Origin of the sequence: Enterococcus saccharolyticus subsp. saccharolyticus (assembly GCF_029023825.1) — a bacterium.
Classification (GTDB): Bacteria; Bacillota; Bacilli; order Lactobacillales; family Enterococcaceae; genus Enterococcus_F; species Enterococcus_F saccharolyticus.
The window spans coordinates 1,362,633-1,382,468 of sequence record NZ_CP118957.1; the positions used below are offsets into that span (position 1 = coordinate 1,362,633).

Genomic DNA, 19,836 nt, shown 5'->3' on the forward strand with positions numbered 1-19,836 from the left:
GAAACCATTCTACCGTCAATTGCTTCCTTTTTCAAATAACAAGTATTACTGAAATGCACCTAAATGTATTTTTTGATTTTCTACTCGTTGTTTTCCATCTAAATCAGCCGTGCCTCCCCACTGATTAACGATTCCTTGATTGCGAGCTGGAGATTGAGTCGACAAATGAAAATCACCTGTTTCTTCATCAACAAAAATTGGGTCTCCTATAAAATTCATTGTTTGTTCAATAGCTGTCAGGTCTCCTTCATAAGGCTCTCCTTGATAAAGAATATTATTGACAATTTCGTTTGAAGGAACTTGGGCATGTTCTTGTACTAAAATATGAACCAAGTTGTTTACTAATGTATTATTGTAAATTTTAATCGCAGAGGCACTTCCCCGCTCGTGATCATAGCCACCAAAAGCAATGCCCGCAATTTCTTTACAGTCGTAAATCAAATTATTCCGAATCACAATCTGCTGTGTTGCTTTTTTGTAATGTTCACTTGCTGCTTCAATTTCAATATCTGATTGCCAAATAGTATTTTATTGAATCACAATATCGCGACCACCATCGACATAAATACTTGCCGATGATGCTTCTTGGTAGGAAGGATTGCGCGTGGTCGAATTATTCCAAAGTTCATTTTGTTCACAAATGCCTTCTCTGACAAAGTCATTTTTAGGCGCTGTGCCTTCAAAACCAATCATATCAATCCCAATATTGTCATTGTCACGAATTTTATTTTTAGCAATTGTAAATTTTTTGACGTTACCATTTAACACTAGCGCTTCACTCAAACCTAAACTATTTTGAAAAAGATCACAGTTCGTAATGTCCAAATGATAGATTGGCACTTCCTGATCACCATACACAGCTAAAGCATGGGTATTGGCTTGTTTAGCATTCGGATTTTTGGTTTGAATGTGTGAAATCTGGCAATCGTTGATTAAGATGTCATGACTTTTCCCTGTAATAAGTAAACCAGTGGGAACATCGTCATTGTTTGAAGAAAAATTTTGAAAGCGTAATCCCTCAATCCTAAGATATGCTTTATCAGCAATAACTAATAGACTATCCAGTTCAGTAGTTGTCTTTTGCCGACTGCCATCAATGATAACTGTTTCGGTTATTTAGTTTATATCCATCAGTTGTTTAACCTAGCTAAAGCGAGGTCACAACTGATGCCGATTCATCCTATGATTGAAATCACGGGTGTTCTAGGCTAATCCATAAAAAATACAAGGTTACACCACAAAGACCGACAATCGATAAAATCAGCTCTCTCCGCCAGCCTGTCCAACGAAAACGTTTAAATACTAAAAGTGACAATGCTATCAAACCAATAAAAAAACGACAAAATAAAATTTCAATGGGCGAAAAATCACTTAATAATAATTTTGTTGACACAAACGTGGTTCCCCAAATAAAAATCGTCAGCATTGCTAAGACATGACCTTTTACTTCTTCATTCATCTGTGTCCCTTACCACCCTTTCGAAACATCAATCCATTCCGTAACATTCGCGTATTTTTCTAACTCGTCTAATGTTAACTCAACAGCACTATGGTCATTACCAGCTGCAGGATACACTACGTCAAAGCGTTTTAGAGATTCATCTAAATAAACCGCCACATTTTCATTAATCGCAAATGGACAAACCCCTCCTGGTTGATGACCGATAGCAGCTTCTACTAAATCTCTAGCCAGCATTTTCGCACGTGTTCCAAAAACAGACTTATATTTTTTATTATCGACTTTTGCATCGCCAGCCATCACTATTAAAATAGGATTTTCTTCTGTCACGGCAAAAGACATTGTTTTCGCAATTTTTTCCGGTAAACAACCTAATGCGTGCGCTGCATCTTCCACTGTTGCACTTGAATTCTCTAATATTTTAATTTTGTCTGCTAACCCTAAAGTTGAAAAATAAGCTTGAACATTTTCTAATGACATAAAATACCTCCTGTTGTTTCTGTTTAAAAAGTAGTCCATAGTAAATGATAAAATAATTAAAATTAATCTTTCTTATAAATAGATAAGAGGTGCTTATACAATGAACCGATTCATTGCGTTACAAAAAATTGTAGAGACTGGCAGTTTCACAAAAGCTGCGCAAAGTTTAGGATATACACAACCTGCTATCAGCCAAATGATTGCCTCTCTTGAAGAAGAATTTTCAATCCAATTATTGTATCGAACACGTGCAGGTATCCAATTAACGTTAGAAGGAGAAAAGCTCTTTCCTTTTATTCAAAATACAATTTTACATCAACAACTTTTAGAAGAAGCGGTTGAAGAAATCAAAGGATTAAAAACTGGTGTCATTCGTATCGGAACAATTTCTAGTGTCTCTTCACAATGGCTACCTTCATTAATCAAACAATTCCAACAACACTATCCAAATGTCGAATTCATTTTATATCAAGCGGATTACACGACAATTCCTGAATTGATTAATAAAGGCGAAATTGATTTTGGTTTTATTAATCCAGATGCTGTCCCTCACCAAGATACTATTTTTTTAAAAGAAGGCGAATTAAAAGCGGTTCTTCCTTGCAATCATCTATTAGCGACACTTCCTAGTGTCACTTTAGAAGAATTGTCAAAAGAACCTTTTCTACTACTCGAAGAAGGCAGTTTAAGTGAGCCATTGGAAGCTTTCAAGAAAAAAGATTTACAACCAGATATCCGTCTGAGGGTTCATGATGATTATTCAATTTTAGCTATGATTGAAGAAGGATTAGGCGTAAGTATTTTACCAGAACTGGTATTGAAAAGAACCAATTACCAGGTCACTATTTTGCCAATCACACCTACAATTACACGAAAAATTGGGATTTTATCTAAAGAAAAACAAATGATTCCTCTAGCAAGTAAATATTTTATTCAATTTATTCTAGATCATATTGATTTATTATCTTAAATAACCCCCACATGTCTATCAATAGACATATGGGGGTTATTGACTAATCTAAACTAAAATCAATTATTGGCCCTTTCGATACGATGCCTGTTGGATTAATAAATTTATGAGACCTATAATAATGTTGTTTGATATGATTCATATTGACCGTTTGAGCAATTTTTGGCCAATGATAGAGTTCTCTCGTATAACGCCATAAATGTTTATACTCTCTAATTTGGCGCAAATTACATTTGAAATGCCCCACATATACCGCATCAAAACGCACCAATGTTGGAAATAAACGCCAATCAGCTTCTGTCGGTTTATCCCCAATTAAAAAGCGACGTTGTCCTAAAATCTCTTCAATTTCATCCAACCGTTTAAATAACTGCGTTACTGCTTCTTCATAAACTGGTTGTTTGGTCGCAAAACCAGCTTTATAGACACCATTATTGATATCATGATAAATTTTTTCATTCCATTCATCAATTTCGGATAACTTGTCTTTTGGTAAATAATTAGTTGCATTCGCTCCTACTTCATTAAATGCGTCATTAAACATGCGAATAATATCTGATGATTCATTACTAACAATTTTATTTTGTTTTTTATCGTATAGCACTGGTACAGTCACACGTCCACTGTACTCCTCATCAACATGGGTATAAATTTCATAAAGATACTTCGCATGAATAACAGGATCAGGAATCACGCCATCAGCTTCTTCAAAAGTCCAACCATTATCAAGCATTAAGGGATTGACAACCGAAAACGAAATGCTTGTTTCTAATCCTTTTAAACTTCGCATCATTAATGCGCGGGATGCCCAAGGACACGCATATGAAACATATAAATGATAACGATTCGCTTCCGCCTTAAATCCACCTTCTCCTGTCGGCCCTGCATGACCGTCCGGTGTAATCCAATTACGAAATTGCGAATCTTTACGAACAAATTCTCCCTTATCATTGGCATATTGACTATCTGGATACCATTGTCCTTTTAGTAAAATTCCCATTTATACTCCACCTTTCTGATTAAAATGACTCAATATTATTTAATACATAGGCAACCCCATGTTCGTCGTTTGACGGAACTACATGGGTACAAAAATCTTTCACTTGCTCACTTGCATTTCCCACAGCAAACGACACATCTGCAACGGCCATCATCGGTAAATCATTAGGACTATCGCCAATCGCTACTTTTCTAGTATCAGAAAGATGAAAATAATCCAACATTAAGTCATAGGTTTTACCTTTATCCACGCCTAAAGGTAATAGTTCATAATCACTCAATCCAGAAGATGTCATCGGTAATTGAAATTCTGTTTTGATTGTCTGATAGAATTGGCGACTCAGCTCACTTTCTGGTAGATAAATAGCTAATTTGTATACTTCTAACTCCTCATCATCCAATAATCCTGGTTGATAAAGTTCAGAATCGGTACTTTTTTCATACGCACGCAGATACGTTAAATTATTTTGTTCTCGTTCTTGATTGGCAGCTTCACCATATTTTTGAAAAAAATCTTGCATGCATTCGATAAAATTCGGGGCATTGTAATTGCCTTTATTCGTAAACAATTTAAACGGCAGCTTTTCAATATGTTGGAACATCGCGCGTATTTCTCTATTTGTAAACGGATTCGAAAAAATTTTCGTATCACCATCTAAAATAAGTGAACCATTCAATGAGGCAACTGGAATCTGCAAATTACTTCGTTTTAAAATAGTACGAATATCAAACGAATCTCTTCCTGAACAAATATACACTAAATCCTGTTTAGCACGTTGCTTGATTGCATCGATATTTTCCTGGGAGATTTGCTGTTGCTCGTTCAATAACGTGCCATCCATATCAATTGCAATTATATTTTTTGTCATATTTTTCTCCTTTCTTTATAAGTATAACATGACAAACAAGCATGTAACATTTAGCCAATACCTTTCATTTTAAATATACTCATTCTAACCTATAAAAAAATGCTAGATGGATTATCCAGCTAGCATCTACAAACAGTCATTCGTTTTATTTATTATAAATCTTTGGACCTTTGCGCATGTTTTTACGATCATTTTTTGGCGTTTCCATCTGTTTTGATCTTCCGCCACCTTGTTTCTTTTTAATTAATTCGAGCATTTTTTCTTTTGAATTCATTATTTCCACCGCCTTTATTTACACGACTACTTAAATAGCACGCTTCCCATCATAACGTTCAACGTCATTTTTTTCAAGAATTCTTTTCTTTCAATCTACAAAATAATCTCTAATTAATGAAATACCTAATCTATTATGGGTTCCTATTTTGATACACTCAAGTATAGTATTGTGAAAATCAAAAATAATCCTGTAAAATATACAGCAGAATAACTGAACAATAAATCAAAACGTGTGATTTTCCCTATTACACTCATGATTCGATAGAAAGGAAAAAGTATGTCTAAAACTGAAGTCGAAAATTTTTTATACGCCAAAAATATTCCATTTGAATCTTATTTATTTTCCGAAGAACGCAATCAAACAACTACACCTATTTTTAAAACATTAGTTTTAAAAGGAAATAAAACAGGTCCCATCATTGCACTAGTCCCCCTAAATAACCGATTAGATTATAAGAAAACAGCAAAGCTTACAAAAAATCGCAAAATAGGATTGCCACCTATCGAAATAGCTTTTGAACTAACTGGTTATCCTCATGGCGCCAATACGCCCGTTGGTATCTTTTTACATCATCCCGATTATCTCTTCTTATTTGATGCTACTATCTATCAGTTTAATAAAATTGCTATTTCTGCTGGTGAGCGTTATAAAGGCATCATCATTGCTGTAGACGAATTAATTAAATTAATTCAGCCCATAGTTGCGGACTTATTACAAAGTGAATAAATGAAAAAGAGGCTAACTATGCCTCTTTTTCATTTATTAAGAATATTTAAAATCAAACAAAATATGTAAGAATTTAGCAATGTTTGCGTCTAATAAATAGGGGGTGAAAAAGTGACAGAGCTTGAAAAAATATATAATGATTATTTTGGTGATATTTATCGCTTTTTATATCGCCTCTGCGGAAACAAACATCTTGCAGAAGACCTAACATCGGAAACTTTTTTTAAAGCGATACAATCAATTGATTCCTTCAAAGGGGAAAGCGACATTAAAACTTGGCTCTTTCAAATTGCTAAAAATACTTATTTTTCTTATACCCGTAAAAATAAAATTTTTGTCAATATTGCAGACATTCAAACAGAAGCCAATATTAACATTGAGAAAACAATACTACAAAAAGAATCCTCTGAACAAATTATTCAAATACTTCATCATTTTCCAGAAACTTATAAAGAAGTCTTTTATTTACGGGTCTTTGGTGAATTAGATTTCCAACAAATTGGACAATTATTTGGTAGAACAAATAATTGGGCTTGCGTCACTTTCCATCGTGCTAGAAAAAAATTAATAAACGAAATGAGGGAACAATAATGACACTTACTTGTAATGTCATAAAAGATTTATTACCTTTGTATGTAGAAGACTTGTTAAACGAAGATTCTATAGTATTTGTAGAACAGCACCTTCAATCTTGTAAGGAATGTCGTCACGAATTAGAGTTAGTAAGACAGTCCGTTATATTACCTATAGAAACGAATCCTGCTCCTTTCATCACCATTCAAAAAAATATTCAAAAGAAAAAACGACAAATCGGGATTTTTTCTTGTTTACTTACGTTGATTTTAACGCTTGTAATTGGAGGATTTCTAACCGCTCCCAATTATTTACCTTACCAGCAGGAAAATGTTCAATTGAACACTACAGAAAACGGCTTAGTTGTTGCACAATTTTCTGATACAGTAGCAAATTTTCAAGTTGAAAAACAACTAACAAAAGACGGTTTAAATTATATCTATCACATCACAGCATGGAATAATTCTTGGAATCAATTATTCCCGTCCAAACAAAGGAAAAACACGATATTGAACCCCAATAGTGAAAAAATTAAAGCTGTTTATTATTACCCTGGAAACGATTATCAAGATCAATTAATTTATGGAGATACACCTTATCTTGATGGCAGTGTGACTACTTTACCTCGATTAGTTTTAGCTTATTATTTAGTAGGCGCTTTTTTATTGATGATTATCAATGGTATTCTAGCAATTGTTTTACGAGATAAAAAATGGGCAACTATTTTCAAACATATCTTTCTGATATCTGTCAGTTATCTTTTGAGTCATCTACTCATAAAAGGACTATCGACCACTTCTTATAGTGCAGCGCGTGATTTTTATCTCATATGTTTACTCACAGGGGTATTATATGGTGGGTATCTCTTGCTAAATCAATTATTTTCAACTAAAAAAACCTAAGGGCATGCTAATTGCTTCCCTTAGGTTTTTGACTAATTTAACTGCCCTATATTGCCTCCTATTTTCAAATAATTATTCTATTGCACCACGCCAGGCAGACATCCCACCCATTACGTTGATGACTTGATAACCTTGGCTACTCAATAGTTGACACGCACGTTCAGAACGAGCGCCTGCTTGACATAGGACATAGTGTTTTTCTTGCTTAGGTAAGGTTTGTTCATTTATTCCTAGCTCGCTCAAAGGATAATTAACTGCCTGTGGAAGATGTCCATTTTGAAATTCTTCTGCTTCACGAACATCAAGAACCGATACTTGCTTTTGTTTGATTATTTGTTCAAACTCAGCCATCCCAATTGAATTATACATAAACAATCGCCTCCGGTCTGACCATTTGATAAAGTGCAAATGCACCATCTAAATTTTTCACTTGAATATTCGCTTGTTTTAAAATCCGTTCAGCAATATAACTACGTAGCCCACTATGACAACTGACAATATATTCTTTATCAGCATCTAATTGAGTAATATTTTGACGCAAATCGTTTAATGGCAAATGATAAGCTTCTTTAAATTTGCCACGAGTCAGTTCTTCGTCTGTACGAACATCTAGCAAAACTTTTCCATTCGCCAGTTCTGTTTCCAATTCATACCATTGAATCGACTCACTTAATCCTTCAGCAAGATTCATGGCGGCATACCCTAACATATTTACTGGATCTTTCGCAGAACCAAACGGTGGTGCATACGTCAATTCTAACTCAGGTAAGTCAAAAATGGTTAATTTCCCTTTAATCGCAGTCGCTAAGATATCAATTCGTTTGTCAACACCTTTGGCACCAATTCCTTGTGCACCATAAATTTCGCCCGTCTCTGCGTTAAATATTAGTTTCAAAGTGATATCTGTTGCACCAGGAAAATATCCAGCATGATCTTTTCCCGTAATATGCACCACAGATACAGGTAATTGCGCTAATTTTGCGGTGCGTTCACTTAATCCTGTAGTCGCCGCAGTAACATCAAATACACGTACAATTGCGGTTCCAATACTTCCTTGATTTTTTCTATCTAATCCTGCAATGACATCTGCGACTTGTCTGCCTTGACGATTTGCTGGAGAAGCAAGCGAAATCAATGCCTCTGTATCAGTGATTTGTTGACGAACGACAATTGCATCGCCTACAGCATAGATATCTGGATGACTCGTTTGATAGTGCTCATTCACCAAAATTCCTCCACGCAATCCGGTATCTAATCCTGCTTCTAACGCCAAGTGATTTTCTGGTGCTACACCTACAGATAATAACGTCAAATCTGAAATTAATTCTTGACCATTTTCTAAAATAATTTTTTTACCAACCTCTTCAAACCGAACTGCTGATTGTGCAGTAATTACCGTGACTCCTTGTTTGCGTAATTCTGCTTCGACAAATGCTGCCATCTCTTCATCTAATGATGGTAATACTTGTGGCGCCTTTTCAACAATCGTCACTTCTAAACCACGTTTTCTCAAATTTTCAGCCATTTCCAAACCAATGAATCCTGCACCAATGACTACTGCATGTTTTGTCTGACTCGTAATCCCTGCCATAATTTGATCTACGTCAGGAATGCTTCTCAAACTGTATATATTTGACGCTTCATGCAAGCCTTCAATTGTAGGGACAAAGGGTTTTGCTCCCGGCGATAAAATTAATTTATCGTAAGATTCTGTTTGCTCTTGGCCATTTGTCCGTATCGTTACTGTATGAGATTCTGGAGAGATAGCAATAACTTCATGAAAAGGGCGCACATCAATATTAAAACGATTTTTCAACGCTTCTGGCGTTTGCACAACTAGTTGTTCACGTTCTGCAATTTCTCCAGACACATAATAAGGCAAACCACAATTCGCAAAAGAAACAACTGGTCCCTTTTCTAATACAATAATTTCTGCCTTTTCCATTAGACGACGTAAACGTGTTGCTGCCGACATTCCACCAGCAACGCCTCCAATAATAATCACTTTCATCTTATTTTCCTCCTCGTATTTTCCCTGTCCATTGATTCATTCCTCCACGAACATTAATTGCTTCATAGCCTTTTTTACGTAATTTTTTAGTCGCTTGTCGACTGCGTACTCCCGATTGGCAAATAATATATATTGTTCCTACTTGCTCGTTATATCGATCAATTTTGTTTAAAGGAACATTTTTAGCCATAGGTATATGCCCTCCACCGTATTCACTTGATGTCCGTACATCCAAAATGGTAATTTCTTTTGATATACGACTATTTAGCTCATTAACACTAATTGAAGGTATCCGATCCATTAGCCAATTAAACATTTTTATCACCTCACAAACATACCTTATGGGGTATATTAAACTATCGATTAAACACTTTGTCAAGCTATTTTTATACAATTCAACATTTGACTAACATACCCATAAGAGGTATATTGAAAATAAATAGATTTTAAAGGTAGGGGTTACTATGGAAGAAAATAAAAAAAAAGTCATTCATCGGTTACGACGAACAGAAGGACAAATCCGAGGTATTCAGAAAATGATTGAAGACGAAAAAGAGTGTATCGACGTCATCACACAATTGAGCGCCGTTCGTTCTAGCATTGACCGCGTGATGGGGATGATTGTGGCAGAAAACCTTAAAAATTGTTTTGTTTCCCCTGATGATGATCCTGAAGAACAAGAAAAAAAACTAACACAAGCTATCAACATGATTATAAAAAAATAATTACACCATAAAAAAATGCAAGAAACTTTGATAACAAAAGCTTCTTGCATTTTTATCGATTAATTTTGGGTATTCTCTCCATACAGCTGATTGCCTAACATTTCTAATGTGTCAAAAATTCGCACACCGTAATCCATAAAATCATCATATGTCGTTGTATAAACGCAGCTTTCTTACTTGTAAATCAACGCTATTGATAATTTTTTTTGCCCCTAAAAAGATTTCGAATTTTTCAACTGTTAAATCCATCCTGCTCTCCTTTATTCTTTAAATTGATAATTTTTACGAATAATAATAAATGCAAAAAATGGCGCACCAACAATCGCTGTAAAAATCCCAATCGGCAACTCATTGTTTTCAATCATCGTTCGAGCAAGAATATCTACTGCTGCTAAAAAGGTGCTACCGATTAAAATAGCCACCGGAATCAATTTCCGATGATCTTGGCCCTACAAGTGCTCGCGCAATATGTGGAATAACTAGACCAACAAAACCAATAATGCCACACGTTGCCACCAAAATCCCTGTTAAAAAAGCTACCAGTAAAGTATAAATTTTGCGATAAAAATTTAATCGAATCCCTAATGTGATAGCAATTTCTTCACCTTGTAACATCGCATTTAATGTCCGATATTGCGTTAAAAAATACGCTGTAACAGTACCAACCGCAATCGTTGGTAACAATAAATTATCCCATTTAGCTGAAGATAAGGAGCCCATTGTCCAGTAGGTCACACGAGCAATCGTATTATCTGTTCCAGAAAAAACAATAATAAAATTGGCAATCGCTGTAAATAACGCATTCGCAATCGTTCCCGATAAAATTAATTTCGTCGTGGTAATGCTACTACGAAAAGAAGAGAGAAATAGCACACAAACAGCAGCACTCAATGCGCCTAAAAACGCCGTAAAGGCTAAACCTAACCCACTCACTAATCCAAGTACCCCACTACCTAAATACCCGCCAGCAGAAATTCCTAATAAAAAGGGTTCCGCTAATGGATTTTGAACGACCGCTTGCATAACAATGCCACATAGGGATAAACCGGCACCGACAACAACGCCCATTAGCACACGCGGCATACGAATTTTCCAAAGAACACCGGAATATGTTACATTTGATGGTTCTAAATCCAACAACTTTTCAACAAAGATAGTATATGTTTGCTCAAAAGGAATTCTCAATGTTCCTACACTCACCCCAATAATAATGGTGAAGAATAGTAAAATAATTAATCCGATTAATACAACATAAAGGTTTATTTTTTCATCTTTTTCCCTAACATTCATGGTTAGCATTCATAGATGTTTTATTTTGACCCTTTCTTTTTTTATTTTTTTGTATTACAATTTCAATTAAGAATGATTCTCATTATCAAACATACATGCAAGAAATTCTTTTTATCAAGGGTAAATTTAAATCTAGTGACATTGGAGGAATTCGCTTGCTACAAATTAGAACAGAAATCATTCATGATTATCCAGTGACAATCGTCTTACCTACGGGATACGATACATCGAAAAAATATGCCACTATTTATATGCATGATGGTGGTAATGCAGCTAAACAAGCCTTAAATTATATTGACCATCTCGTAATTACTAAGCAAATCGAACCAATTATTATTGTGGGTATTACACCGATTGACCGGAATGATGACTACACGCCGTGGGAGACTCCGCCTCTTTTTCCAAACCAACCAACACCAAGTGGCAAAGCGGAAGAATATCTACATATTCTCGTTCATAAAATCAAACCCTTTATTGATGCAACTTATGCAACCAATCCCTCACCAGAGCATACAGCTATTGCTGGTTGTTCCTTTGGTGGATTAGTTTCCATCTTTGCTTCTTATTACTATCCAGAAATTTTTCATAAATACATTATTTTATCGGCCTCTTTTTGGTATGAAGATGTTGTCCCATACATGCAAGGAGAAACTATCATTCGTTTCGGAAAAACATATCAAAAACCACAAATTGATCGTGATAAGCATCAGATGTATCTTTATGTTGGCGCATTAGAAGGTATTTATCGTGAGACGGCACAAAAAGAGATGGTTACGTACACTAAGCAAGCATATACTGCCTTACAGCAAGAAGGTTTCTCACCTTCTCAATTGTTATTTGAAACACATCCTGAAGGCACACACGATGTTTACTTTTTTAGCCCCCATTTTATCCATGCGCTTCGTTGGCATTATGGAAAAGAACAATAAAAGGAGAAACACAAATGCAAATTTATTGGACAAAAATCAAACAAATTATTGAAGAAACCCCTGAAGTTAAAACATTCTTATTGGATTGCCCAGTAGATTACACTTGGAAAGAAGGCTCGCATCTTCATCTAGCATTAAAAGGATTTAATACTGGAGAAAAACCCAATCGTAGCCTTGTCCGTCATATGTCAATTTCTACTTTGCCAAACGAAGAAGCAGTAGGGATTACCACACGGATAAAAGAACAATCCTCTGAATTTAAAACTATTTTGAAAAATATGGGGATTGGTGAAGAAGTCGCCCTTTTTAAAACACATACACACGTCCCTCTAAAACGAGAGGATAAAACGATTTATCTCCTTTCAGCGGGTGTTGGTTTAGCTACTTTCCGTACACTTGTCTTAGAGTATTTTGAACGTACAGACGGCGTTCAAAATATTCATTCGTTAAATATTGATTCTTCAGGAGACTATTTATTTACGGATATTTTTACTTCAACAGCAGAGAAAAATTTCACTGCCCAATTCGTGAATAATCGCCCTGCGTATTACGAACAAGTCAAAGATCTAGCCACTGATAAAAATGGTCTGTATTATGTTGTAGGTAGCGATGAATTTTTGATTCAAACAATTACTGTCTTACGCGAGCAAAATATTCAACCAGAACAAATAATGTTAGATAAACATGCGCATCAATTACTTGATTTTTTACCAATTGCTGAAAAATAAAAGAGTTTGGAAGAGCTCCCTTTCTTCCAAACTCTTTTATTTTGATTACGTACCTTTGCAAGTTTATAAACTATCTTTTTCTAACTATTGAACAATGAAAACGTCCCAACAAGTGAAACCCTTTCATTTTTAAACATTACGACATCAATTTTTAGCCATTCTGTAACATATAAATAAAAAATTTCCGTTATAATTATCCTGTACTCGGCGGAAAACAAGTGCAGTCAATAGGCGTACTCAGTGGTCGAGTACGCCTTCTTTTTATCGTTATTTTACTTTTCGCATGACCAAAGTGGCATTATGTCCACCAAAGCCAAAACCATTACTCATGACAATACTAGTATTTTTAGCTATTTTTTCATTTGGTATATAGAATAAATCACATTCTTCATCAGGTTCATCTAAATTAATCGTTGGTGGTAAAATATTATTTTCTAATGCTTTCAAACAAATGATTGATTCTATTCCGCCTGCTGCACCCAATAAATGACCCGTCATGGATTTCGTGGCGCTAATAGGTAGTTCTTTGGCGTATTCACCAAATACTGCTTTAATTGCTTTGGTTTCACCAATATCACCTACACCCGTACTTGTTGCATGTGCATTTAAATAATTAACTTCATTAGGCGCTAGTTGTGCCATCTCCAATGCCAAACGCATTGCGCGAATGGCTCCTTCTGAACTCGGAGCAGTCATATGATACGCATCAGAAGTCATGCCATAACCGACGATTTCTCCTAAAATGGTTGCACCACGTTTCATAGCATGTTCGAATTCTTCTAAAAATAAAACACCGGCACCTTCAGACATAACAAAACCATCTCTTTTTTTATCAAAAGGTCTCGAAGCTTGTTCAGGTTGCTCATTATTGGTCGACATTGCCTTCATATTACTAAAACCAGCATACGCTAACGGTGTAATCGAAGCTTCTGTCCCTCCTGCCAAAATAGCATCGCTCAAGCCATATTTAATATTTAAAAAAGCTTCTCCAATAGCTTGATTACCAGTTGCACAAGCAGAAATTGGACACATGGTCGCTCCTTTAAACCCTGTTTTGATGGAAACAAACCCAGCTGCCATATTCGCAATCATTTTAGGAACAACTAAAGGTGAGACACGACGACTCCCTTTTGCATCCAAAATATGTTGATTTTCTATTAAAGAATTAATCCCACCGATTCCTGTACCGATAAATACACCACAACGATTCAAGTCAAAATCTGCTTCTTTAAATTGTGCTTGTTCTAAAGCTTGTAGACTACTGATAGCTGCAAAATGTGTAAAGCGATCGGTTTTCTTGCTTTCTTTTTTGTCTAAATACGCATCAATATCATACTCTTTAATTACGCCACCTAGTTTTGTTGGCGAATCGTCAAAGTTTGAATCCGTTAATGCCTGAATCCCACTTTTGCCTTGTGTCATATTCTCCCATAATTCTTCAGAATTTTTCCCGCTAGATGAAATTGTGCCATAACCAGTTATAACTACTCTTTTCATGTTCTTTCCACCTCATTAATTTCTTTTTTTACTCTTTCCAAAATCGTTTGCTCAAATGGAATTGCTAGCGTTCGATTATAAATACGTGCACCTTTGATACTTGCTAAATGCGCTTGTGCCAATATTTGGGCTTGTTCTAAATCCATTTTTCTAGCTAAAATTTGGACATACGTATGATACTCGACTTCGGCTAATTCAATGACCTTTTTTTGTAAGGCTTCATCGTATTTATTTAAATCAGATTGTAAGCTGACTGCTGGACAAATTTCTCCGTCAGATAAAAAAGCAATGCGTTTTTCAAGTGATTGATATGCCGATAATTCTGAATGCTGCTCAAAATAAAGTTGTTGCTGCTTAAACGTTTCTTCTAAATGTTCACAGATAGCAATGCCTAAATCAGTTTTGTTTTTAAAGTAATAATGAATCGCTGCTTTGGTAATGTTTAATTGTTCCGCTAAATAACCAAAACTAAGTTCTTGAAAGCTATATTTTTTTATAAAAGAAATAGCTAATTGAATGATTTCTTCTCTTTTATTCATCAACACACTCCTTACTTACCTGAAAGTAAGTTTATAAGAATTCCCATTATTTAGCAAGCTTTTATCAAATAAAAAGTTGTGACTTAAATGACAGACCTCCATCGAAACGATATACTAGACCTATAAACAATCAAGAACAGGAGCAAAAACATGCAGAATATTGTGGTGACTGGTGGCAATCGTGGATTAGGTTATGAAATTGCACAAGCTTTATCCGATCAACAAAATCATATAATTATCGCCTGTCGAGATGTGGCACATGGCAATGCAGTTGCCAAAAACTTCGCAGGCAGTTCGGAAGTTCTTGAGCTGAATTTGTGTTCAGAACAATCCATTACTTCTTTTTCAGAATATTTAGCACATCATTACTCGCAAATTGACGTATTAATGAATAATGCCGGAATCTTTGATAATTCTGGACAGCAACTTCCTTTTATGGGGCAACACTTTAGTAATGTATGGGTCACGAACACACTAGGACCATATTTATTAACCAAACAACTGACTCCTTTATTAGAGCGTGCGCAACAGCCTAAATGTGTTTTTATGAGTAGTGTTGTAGGTCATCACAAACGGTTGAATCTCCAAGCAGTCACAGAACAAGGACATTCAGAAATGTATGGACAAAGTAAATATGCAGATTTATTACTAACTGAGTTATTTTCGAAAAAACAACCAAATTGGCAAGTTCTGGCAGCTCATCCGGGTTATTCTAACACAGCCATTTTTGATGGTAGAATTTCTGGATGGAAAAAACAAATCATCCGTCACCTCACAAATCGACTGGGTCAATCGCCTAAAAAAGGAGCACAATCAGCTATTTTAGCCATCAAACAAGATTTGCCCTCTGGTAGCTATATTGGACCCAAATATTTAAATGAATTATACGGACCGCCTCGTGTGCAACACATTCAAAACTATATTCATCAAGAAGATTTGCCTTTACTCAACCAATTTCTTAATGAATTAAGTAAATAAACAAAAAAAGAATTTCTTGGTTATGAACATCCAAGAAATTCTTTTTCATTTACTAGCGATTACACAGAATATACCTTCACACAATTTCTTCCAGAATTTTTAGCAAGATACAACGCTTCGTCAGCTTGATGGATGGATTGATGAATGGCAGTGACATTCGCTAGTTTAGTCATCCCTATCGATATCGTAACGGTGACGGTCTCACCATGTTCATCCTGTAAGTTCGTATTTATTTGTTGTACAGATTGCCGAATAGTTTCCATTAAATCATAAGTCTCATCGCATGAACATTCTTCGACTAAACAAGCAAATTCTTCTCCACCGATGCGATAAAATCTAATTTTTGCAGATTCTTGCTGATGAAATAGTAGAGAAATTTTCTTTAATAGATCATCACCAGATTGATGTCCAAATGAGTCATTGATTTTTTTAAAGAAGTCAATATCAAGTATACACAAGTAATAGTCTTTTTCTTCTTTCAGTCTCGCAATATCTAAGTAAAATTTCCGACTATTTTTTAATTGTGTCAAAAAATCCAATTCTGATTCTTCGCGAATGTTTTGAATTTTTTGGATAATCCATAAGAAAATACCAATCATCATACAACTTGAAATAATTAAAATGAGGTACATTTGACTATCTTTAAAAAAATTGCCATGTACAATTAAATTGATACTTGCGCCAACAAATAATGTGTAAAAAACCAGCAGTAATAGATGGACAAAATCATTTGAAAACTTTTTTAATACTCGGCTTACACTAGAAATTGTTAAAACTAAAATAGTCCCATATAACAATGACGTACATGCCGCAATACCCGTTCCCCAAAAGAAGCGCACCATACTAATAATGACTATACTCGGTAATGCGACTTTTGGTCCAATATATTTAATCGTCAATGCGTACAGTAGAAATCGGTAATCATAACGTGCACCTTGTACCACTACTGAAAATTGAAGCAACAACATTCCTACAATTACGACAAAAAATATATATTGTAGTCGTTCTCTAGGAGAGTCTTCAATATAATCTGTTTCTCCACTTTTTATCAGAAAGAAAAATAAAACAGCTATCAGTAAGACTGATAAATCTGCCAATATACTTACTTCCATTTTCCTAGCCCTCCAATTAGACAATAACAACATTCCTTTGTTACCTATCAATCATCTCTACTCTTATACTAACCATAACAAAATAAGTGTGCTTTGGAAGAGGAGGAATATTTCGTTTCGGCTTAGTAAAATTACGCATCCCTCCAATTGAACGAGTATTCCCTGTTTATTCCTTACTCGCAGGTAAAGAATCGCCGTGTTTCACCTGCGACATTGTAATAAATGCTAAGAAAGCAAAAAACGTTACATATGGAAATAAGATTTTATACCCCAAATAATCAAAAAGTATTCCAGATAAAATTGGCGGAATAATTTGAGCCAACAGCGCAAAAGTAAAATACAATCCAGTATATTTACCAATATTTTTACTATCAGACATCTCCAATATCATGGGCAATGAGTTCACATTGATTGCTGCCCAAGCTAAACCAGCCAACAGAAAATTAATGTACATGAGTGGACTAAATTGCTGATAAAAAAACGTTGTAAAAAAAAATAAACGTCAATAGCGCAACACCTAATTGTATCGTAAATTTACGTCCAAACTTAGAAGAAAAAATCCCGATTGGAATAAACGAGACAATTGCTCCTAGATTGGCAACCAATAAAATAGCGGAAGATTGTACTCCAGTTAAACCAATTTGAATTGTAGCATAACGTGAAAAAGCGGACATTATTGCATTATATCCCATAAACCACAGAGCGACTGAAATTAAAAGAAAAAGAAGCGAACGTTTTACAGTTCGAGGAAGTTTCTGTGTGCGGATTTTCTTTAATTTCTACCACATGATACCTCGATGTATCTTCTAACATTTGTTTGGTCCATTGAGGTTCTTTCACAGTCAGTATCATCACCACAAGACCTACGAACATCATTCCTGAAATCAACATAAAAATGGGAAAATATCCCAATATTACAGGATTAAGCAGCGTTAAACCAATCAACGACACCACACCGCCAACTGCGCCCAAGAGATTGATAATAGCATTTCCTTTTGAACGCAATGGCTTAATTGTGATATCTGGCATTAAAGCAACTGCCGGTGTACGATAAACAGACATAAAAAACAACACAATCCCTAAAGCAATAACAAATAGCACTAGATGATGGGTTCTGACAGCCTAGGGTAATAATAACATCCCAGTTGATACAGCTAATGTGCCTACAATAATAAAAGGCATACGTTTTCCAATTTTTGTTGTCGTTCGATCAGAAAGTGTACCGAAAAAGGCAACATGACTAACGCTAACAAGTTATCAAGTGACATGGCAATTCCTGAAAATGTATTCGGCATATGGAATTCTTGGTACAACATCAAAGGTATGGCAAAATCATACAATTGCCAAAACGCTGAAATTGTCATAAATGAGATTCCGACAAGTAGTGTTCTTTTTACATTTAATTTCATTTTCTCTCTCCGTACTTAATGTATTTTAGCACACATCATTAAAATAAAATTAAAAAAAAGTGTGAATTATCTGTAAATATTTTGAAGGACAACAATAAAATATTGCTGATTCAATAAAAAATCTCAAGACAAAAACGTTTGTCTTGAGATTCCTTCTTGTTCTAATTAAATTTTCTTTCAAATGTACCATAAATGCGTACTTCTTGATTTTCTACCATAGTTTGCCCTTTCGCAATAACCGTGTCAATCGCTAGCGATTTTTGATGTAACAAACAAAAATCAGCGTCTTTTCCAACAGCGATATGACCTTTATTGGGAAGCTTTAAAATATCTGCTGGATTTTTGGTAATGGCACGAAGCGCAATCTCTAATGGAATCTGTTCTTTCAACACAGCTTCTTGAATATTGATTAACAATGATTTTGAACTGCCTACACCTAATCCAATAAATTCTCGCTTTTCATTGAAATACGGTAAACTACCTTGTCCATCGGAGGTCATTGTAAAACAATCCTGCGAAACACCTTCTTCTAACAAACGTTTTAGTCCTTTACTAAAACGAACTTCACCGTCTGTTTCTTCCCAAAAGTCGGGGTCTTCACTACCAGTAAAATCAATATAACCACCACGTTTCGCATACGCAACACACGCCTCAAATACTTCTGGCGTCCGATTGGCATGTGTTGGCCAAAACTGAGTCATAGGAATTTCAGTAGTAGCAATCGTTTCTTCAATCAATTTCAAGCGATCTTTGCCGTCACCTAGATGGACATTCATAATCCCTGCTTTTCCTGAAAGCATCCCACCCACTCGAGCATCAGCAACTGCTCGGGTAAATTCTTCAAAAGAAGGTTGCGAAGAACGATGATCAGAAATTGCAATCTCACCAATCCCAATGATTTTATCAATCGTTAGAAAATCTTTGATGATCGAACCAGTAACAGTTTTAACCGGTAATCGGTAAGATCCTACATAGACATACGTGGAAATCCCTTCTGCTTCTAATCCACGTGCTTTACTGATTAGAGCAGTCATATCTCGACCTTCACCATCGGTTCCTAAACAACCCACAACCGATGTCACGCCTGCTGTCGTTAGGTTCGTTAAGGTCACTTCAGGTGTTCGATTTTGAAAACCACCTTCACCGCCACCGCCTAAAATGTGAAAATGACCATCAATAAATCCCGGTGTCAACAGTTTATTTTGACCATCGATTTCCTCGATGTCACAACCTGTTATTTGTAGTTCGATATGATCCTCAATAGCCAAAATTTTATTTTCTGTGTAGAGTACATCCTTAATTCCTAAATCATCTGGCGCATACACATGCGCTTGACGTATGATTTTTAACATAAAACCGCTCC

General features: G+C 35.4%; 28 protein-coding genes. 8 read left to right on the forward strand and 20 right to left on the reverse strand.

Annotated features, from left to right (window positions below; translation table 11 throughout):
* Nucleotides 1-45: 45 nt before the first annotated feature.
* The 4 genes from PYW32_RS07050 to PYW32_RS07065 all read right to left on the reverse strand — a co-directional run bounded on the left by PYW32_RS07050 (nucleotide 46) and on the right by PYW32_RS07065 (nucleotide 1,939).
* The gene (locus PYW32_RS07050; protein WP_071859200.1) at nucleotides 46-456 is read right to left on the reverse strand and encodes a hypothetical protein; all 411 of its coding nucleotides are present in this window, start codon (nucleotides 454-456) and stop codon (nucleotides 46-48) included.
* 72 nt (nucleotides 457-528) lie between these two features.
* Nucleotides 529-840, reverse strand: a complete 312-nt coding sequence (locus PYW32_RS07055) for a hypothetical protein (protein ID WP_248636472.1) — start codon at nucleotides 838-840, stop codon at nucleotides 529-531.
* 352 nt (nucleotides 841-1,192) lie between these two features.
* A complete protein-coding gene (locus PYW32_RS07060) occupies nucleotides 1,193-1,459 on the reverse strand; it encodes a DMT family transporter (protein WP_016175018.1) in 267 nt (88 codons plus the stop codon).
* 9 nt (nucleotides 1,460-1,468) lie between these two features.
* Nucleotides 1,469-1,939: a YbaK/EbsC family protein gene (locus PYW32_RS07065; protein WP_016175017.1), complete on the reverse strand. Its 471-nt coding sequence runs from the start codon at nucleotides 1,937-1,939 to the stop codon at nucleotides 1,469-1,471.
* A gap of 100 nt (nucleotides 1,940-2,039) precedes the next feature.
* On the opposite strand from PYW32_RS07065, the gene PYW32_RS07070 reads away from it, so the two are divergent.
* Nucleotides 2,040-2,909 carry a LysR family transcriptional regulator gene (locus PYW32_RS07070; protein ID WP_016175016.1) on the forward strand — a complete coding sequence of 290 codons (870 nt, stop codon included), beginning with the start codon at nucleotides 2,040-2,042 and terminating at the stop codon, nucleotides 2,907-2,909.
* A gap of 43 nt (nucleotides 2,910-2,952) precedes the next feature.
* Here the strand turns inward: PYW32_RS07070 and PYW32_RS07075 are convergent, their stop codons facing one another.
* The 3 genes from PYW32_RS07075 to PYW32_RS07085 form a co-directional block, all read right to left on the reverse strand.
* Entirely contained in the window at nucleotides 2,953-3,909 is a 957-nt protein-coding gene (locus tag PYW32_RS07075; protein WP_016175015.1) for a glutathione S-transferase family protein, read from the reverse strand.
* A gap of 19 nt (nucleotides 3,910-3,928) precedes the next feature.
* On the reverse strand, nucleotides 3,929-4,777 hold the full coding sequence (locus PYW32_RS07080) for an HAD family hydrolase (RefSeq protein WP_016175014.1): 849 nt from the start codon (nucleotides 4,775-4,777) through the stop codon (nucleotides 3,929-3,931).
* Nucleotides 4,778-4,922: 145 nt separating this feature from the next.
* On the reverse strand, nucleotides 4,923-5,051 hold the full coding sequence (locus PYW32_RS07085; protein WP_016175013.1) for a hypothetical protein: 129 nt from the start codon (nucleotides 5,049-5,051) through the stop codon (nucleotides 4,923-4,925).
* A 279-nt stretch (nucleotides 5,052-5,330) separates the two neighbouring features.
* Between PYW32_RS07085 and PYW32_RS07090 the strand changes: the two genes are divergently transcribed.
* From PYW32_RS07090 to PYW32_RS07100, 3 genes are all read left to right on the forward strand, one after another.
* Entirely contained in the window at nucleotides 5,331-5,780 is a 450-nt protein-coding gene (locus PYW32_RS07090) for a YbaK/EbsC family protein (protein ID WP_016175012.1), read from the forward strand.
* A 111-nt stretch (nucleotides 5,781-5,891) separates the two neighbouring features.
* Nucleotides 5,892-6,371, forward strand: coding sequence for an RNA polymerase sigma factor (locus tag PYW32_RS07095; protein WP_016175011.1), 480 nt, complete (start codon nucleotides 5,892-5,894; stop codon nucleotides 6,369-6,371).
* A complete protein-coding gene (locus PYW32_RS07100) occupies nucleotides 6,371-7,255 on the forward strand; it encodes a zf-HC2 domain-containing protein (protein WP_016175010.1) in 885 nt (294 codons plus the stop codon). The genes PYW32_RS07095 and PYW32_RS07100 overlap by 1 nt, the downstream gene beginning before the upstream one ends.
* Before the next feature lie 72 nt (nucleotides 7,256-7,327).
* Here the strand turns inward: PYW32_RS07100 and PYW32_RS07105 are convergent, their stop codons facing one another.
* Genes PYW32_RS07105 through PYW32_RS07115 form a run of 3 tightly spaced genes read right to left on the reverse strand, consistent with a single transcriptional unit; the run spans nucleotide 7,328 to nucleotide 9,582 of the window.
* A complete protein-coding gene (locus PYW32_RS07105) occupies nucleotides 7,328-7,624 on the reverse strand; it encodes a rhodanese-like domain-containing protein (protein ID WP_016175009.1) in 297 nt (98 codons plus the stop codon).
* Nucleotides 7,617-9,266, reverse strand: coding sequence for an FAD-dependent oxidoreductase (locus PYW32_RS07110; protein WP_016175008.1), 1,650 nt, complete (start codon nucleotides 9,264-9,266; stop codon nucleotides 7,617-7,619). The genes PYW32_RS07105 and PYW32_RS07110 overlap by 8 nt, the downstream gene beginning before the upstream one ends.
* Before the next feature lies 1 nt (nucleotide 9,267).
* Complete coding sequence (locus PYW32_RS07115; RefSeq protein ID WP_016175007.1) at nucleotides 9,268-9,582, reverse strand: rhodanese-like domain-containing protein; 315 nt, start codon at nucleotides 9,580-9,582, stop codon at nucleotides 9,268-9,270.
* Nucleotides 9,583-9,730: 148 nt separating this feature from the next.
* Here PYW32_RS07115 and PYW32_RS07120 point away from each other — a divergent pair, with 148 nt between their 5' ends.
* Nucleotides 9,731-9,991: a metal-sensitive transcriptional regulator gene (locus PYW32_RS07120; protein ID WP_016175006.1), complete on the forward strand. Its 261-nt coding sequence runs from the start codon at nucleotides 9,731-9,733 to the stop codon at nucleotides 9,989-9,991.
* 260 nt (nucleotides 9,992-10,251) lie between these two features.
* Here the strand turns inward: PYW32_RS07120 and PYW32_RS07125 are convergent, their stop codons facing one another.
* Entirely contained in the window at nucleotides 10,252-10,413 is a 162-nt protein-coding gene (locus PYW32_RS07125; protein ID WP_169627242.1) for an iron chelate uptake ABC transporter family permease subunit, read from the reverse strand.
* Nucleotides 10,394-11,281 (reverse strand): FecCD family ABC transporter permease, encoded by an 888-nt coding sequence (locus tag PYW32_RS07130; RefSeq protein ID WP_249023804.1) that lies wholly within the window; start codon nucleotides 11,279-11,281, stop codon nucleotides 10,394-10,396. The genes PYW32_RS07125 and PYW32_RS07130 overlap by 20 nt, the downstream gene beginning before the upstream one ends.
* 155 nt (nucleotides 11,282-11,436) lie before the next feature.
* Here PYW32_RS07130 and PYW32_RS07135 point away from each other — a divergent pair, with 155 nt between their 5' ends.
* Nucleotides 11,437-12,210 carry an alpha/beta hydrolase gene (locus PYW32_RS07135; protein ID WP_016175003.1) on the forward strand — a complete coding sequence of 258 codons (774 nt, stop codon included), beginning with the start codon at nucleotides 11,437-11,439 and terminating at the stop codon, nucleotides 12,208-12,210.
* Nucleotides 12,211-12,224: 14 nt separating this feature from the next.
* Entirely contained in the window at nucleotides 12,225-12,938 is a 714-nt protein-coding gene (locus PYW32_RS07140) for a hypothetical protein (RefSeq protein WP_016175002.1), read from the forward strand.
* Between the two features lie 267 nt (nucleotides 12,939-13,205).
* On the opposite strand, the gene fabF is transcribed toward PYW32_RS07140, so the two are convergent.
* The gene (fabF, locus tag PYW32_RS07145) at nucleotides 13,206-14,435 is read right to left on the reverse strand and encodes a beta-ketoacyl-ACP synthase II (RefSeq protein WP_016175001.1); all 1,230 of its coding nucleotides are present in this window, start codon (nucleotides 14,433-14,435) and stop codon (nucleotides 13,206-13,208) included.
* Nucleotides 14,432-14,974, reverse strand: coding sequence for a TetR/AcrR family transcriptional regulator (locus PYW32_RS07150; RefSeq protein ID WP_016175000.1), 543 nt, complete (start codon nucleotides 14,972-14,974; stop codon nucleotides 14,432-14,434). Before PYW32_RS07150 ends, fabF begins: the two co-directional genes overlap by 4 nt.
* Before the next feature lie 150 nt (nucleotides 14,975-15,124).
* Between PYW32_RS07150 and PYW32_RS07155 the strand changes: the two genes are divergently transcribed.
* Nucleotides 15,125-15,952: an SDR family NAD(P)-dependent oxidoreductase gene (locus PYW32_RS07155; RefSeq protein ID WP_016174999.1), complete on the forward strand. Its 828-nt coding sequence runs from the start codon at nucleotides 15,125-15,127 to the stop codon at nucleotides 15,950-15,952.
* A gap of 59 nt (nucleotides 15,953-16,011) precedes the next feature.
* On the opposite strand, the gene PYW32_RS07160 is transcribed toward PYW32_RS07155, so the two are convergent.
* From PYW32_RS07160 to iadA, 6 genes are all read right to left on the reverse strand, one after another.
* The gene (locus PYW32_RS07160; RefSeq protein WP_016174998.1) at nucleotides 16,012-17,064 is read right to left on the reverse strand and encodes a GGDEF domain-containing protein; all 1,053 of its coding nucleotides are present in this window, start codon (nucleotides 17,062-17,064) and stop codon (nucleotides 16,012-16,014) included.
* Between the two features lie 166 nt (nucleotides 17,065-17,230).
* Nucleotides 17,231-17,518: an MFS transporter gene (locus PYW32_RS07165; protein WP_016174997.1), complete on the reverse strand. Its 288-nt coding sequence runs from the start codon at nucleotides 17,516-17,518 to the stop codon at nucleotides 17,231-17,233.
* A 7-nt stretch (nucleotides 17,519-17,525) separates the two neighbouring features.
* Nucleotides 17,526-17,738, reverse strand: a complete 213-nt coding sequence (locus tag PYW32_RS07170) for a hypothetical protein (protein ID WP_016174996.1) — start codon at nucleotides 17,736-17,738, stop codon at nucleotides 17,526-17,528.
* A 7-nt stretch (nucleotides 17,739-17,745) separates the two neighbouring features.
* On the reverse strand, nucleotides 17,746-18,126 hold the full coding sequence (locus PYW32_RS07175; protein ID WP_154649297.1) for an MFS transporter: 381 nt from the start codon (nucleotides 18,124-18,126) through the stop codon (nucleotides 17,746-17,748).
* A 101-nt stretch (nucleotides 18,127-18,227) separates the two neighbouring features.
* On the reverse strand, nucleotides 18,228-18,473 hold the full coding sequence (locus PYW32_RS07180; protein WP_016174994.1) for a hypothetical protein: 246 nt from the start codon (nucleotides 18,471-18,473) through the stop codon (nucleotides 18,228-18,230).
* 161 nt (nucleotides 18,474-18,634) lie between these two features.
* Nucleotides 18,635-19,825, reverse strand: a complete 1,191-nt coding sequence (gene iadA, locus PYW32_RS07185; protein ID WP_016174993.1) for a beta-aspartyl-peptidase — start codon at nucleotides 19,823-19,825, stop codon at nucleotides 18,635-18,637.
* Nucleotides 19,826-19,836: the final 11 nt, after the last annotated feature.

Excerpts from the sequence above, each read along its gene's own strand:
- iadA (WP_016174993.1), bottom strand. The coding sequence starts at position 19,825 with ATGTTAAAAATCATACGTCAAGCGCATGTGTATGCGCCAGATGATTTA.
- PYW32_RS07140 (WP_016175002.1), top strand. The coding sequence starts at position 12,225 with ATGCAAATTTATTGGACAAAAATCAAACAAATTATTGAAGAAACCCCT.
- PYW32_RS07110 (WP_016175008.1), bottom strand. The coding sequence starts at position 9,266 with ATGAAAGTGATTATTATTGGAGGCGTTGCTGGTGGAATGTCGGCAGCA.
- PYW32_RS07120 (WP_016175006.1), top strand. The coding sequence starts at position 9,731 with ATGGAAGAAAATAAAAAAAAAGTCATTCATCGGTTACGACGAACAGAA.
- PYW32_RS07060 (WP_016175018.1), bottom strand. The coding sequence starts at position 1,459 with ATGAATGAAGAAGTAAAAGGTCATGTCTTAGCAATGCTGACGATTTTT.
- PYW32_RS07075 (WP_016175015.1), bottom strand. The coding sequence starts at position 3,909 with ATGGGAATTTTACTAAAAGGACAATGGTATCCAGATAGTCAATATGCC.
- PYW32_RS07170 (WP_016174996.1), bottom strand. The coding sequence starts at position 17,738 with ATGTCCGCTTTTTCACGTTATGCTACAATTCAAATTGGTTTAACTGGA.
- PYW32_RS07175 (WP_154649297.1), bottom strand. The coding sequence starts at position 18,126 with ATGTCTGTTTATCGTACACCGGCAGTTGCTTTAATGCCAGATATCACA.
- PYW32_RS07155 (WP_016174999.1), top strand. The coding sequence starts at position 15,125 with ATGCAGAATATTGTGGTGACTGGTGGCAATCGTGGATTAGGTTATGAA.
- PYW32_RS07180 (WP_016174994.1), bottom strand. The coding sequence starts at position 18,473 with ATGAAATTAAATGTAAAAAGAACACTACTTGTCGGAATCTCATTTATG.
- PYW32_RS07150 (WP_016175000.1), bottom strand. The coding sequence starts at position 14,974 with ATGAATAAAAGAGAAGAAATCATTCAATTAGCTATTTCTTTTATAAAA.
- PYW32_RS07165 (WP_016174997.1), bottom strand. The coding sequence starts at position 17,518 with ATGTACATTAATTTTCTGTTGGCTGGTTTAGCTTGGGCAGCAATCAAT.
- PYW32_RS07065 (WP_016175017.1), bottom strand. The coding sequence starts at position 1,939 with ATGTCATTAGAAAATGTTCAAGCTTATTTTTCAACTTTAGGGTTAGCA.
- PYW32_RS07070 (WP_016175016.1), top strand. The coding sequence starts at position 2,040 with ATGAACCGATTCATTGCGTTACAAAAAATTGTAGAGACTGGCAGTTTC.
- PYW32_RS07100 (WP_016175010.1), top strand. The coding sequence starts at position 6,371 with ATGACACTTACTTGTAATGTCATAAAAGATTTATTACCTTTGTATGTA.
- PYW32_RS07105 (WP_016175009.1), bottom strand. The coding sequence starts at position 7,624 with ATGTATAATTCAATTGGGATGGCTGAGTTTGAACAAATAATCAAACAA.
- PYW32_RS07085 (WP_016175013.1), bottom strand. The coding sequence starts at position 5,051 with ATGAATTCAAAAGAAAAAATGCTCGAATTAATTAAAAAGAAACAAGGT.
- PYW32_RS07080 (WP_016175014.1), bottom strand. The coding sequence starts at position 4,777 with ATGACAAAAAATATAATTGCAATTGATATGGATGGCACGTTATTGAAC.
- PYW32_RS07115 (WP_016175007.1), bottom strand. The coding sequence starts at position 9,582 with ATGTTTAATTGGCTAATGGATCGGATACCTTCAATTAGTGTTAATGAG.
- PYW32_RS07130 (WP_249023804.1), bottom strand. The coding sequence starts at position 11,281 with ATGAATGTTAGGGAAAAAGATGAAAAAATAAACCTTTATGTTGTATTA.
- PYW32_RS07160 (WP_016174998.1), bottom strand. The coding sequence starts at position 17,064 with ATGGAAGTAAGTATATTGGCAGATTTATCAGTCTTACTGATAGCTGTT.
- PYW32_RS07090 (WP_016175012.1), top strand. The coding sequence starts at position 5,331 with ATGTCTAAAACTGAAGTCGAAAATTTTTTATACGCCAAAAATATTCCA.
- fabF (WP_016175001.1), bottom strand. The coding sequence starts at position 14,435 with ATGAAAAGAGTAGTTATAACTGGTTATGGCACAATTTCATCTAGCGGG.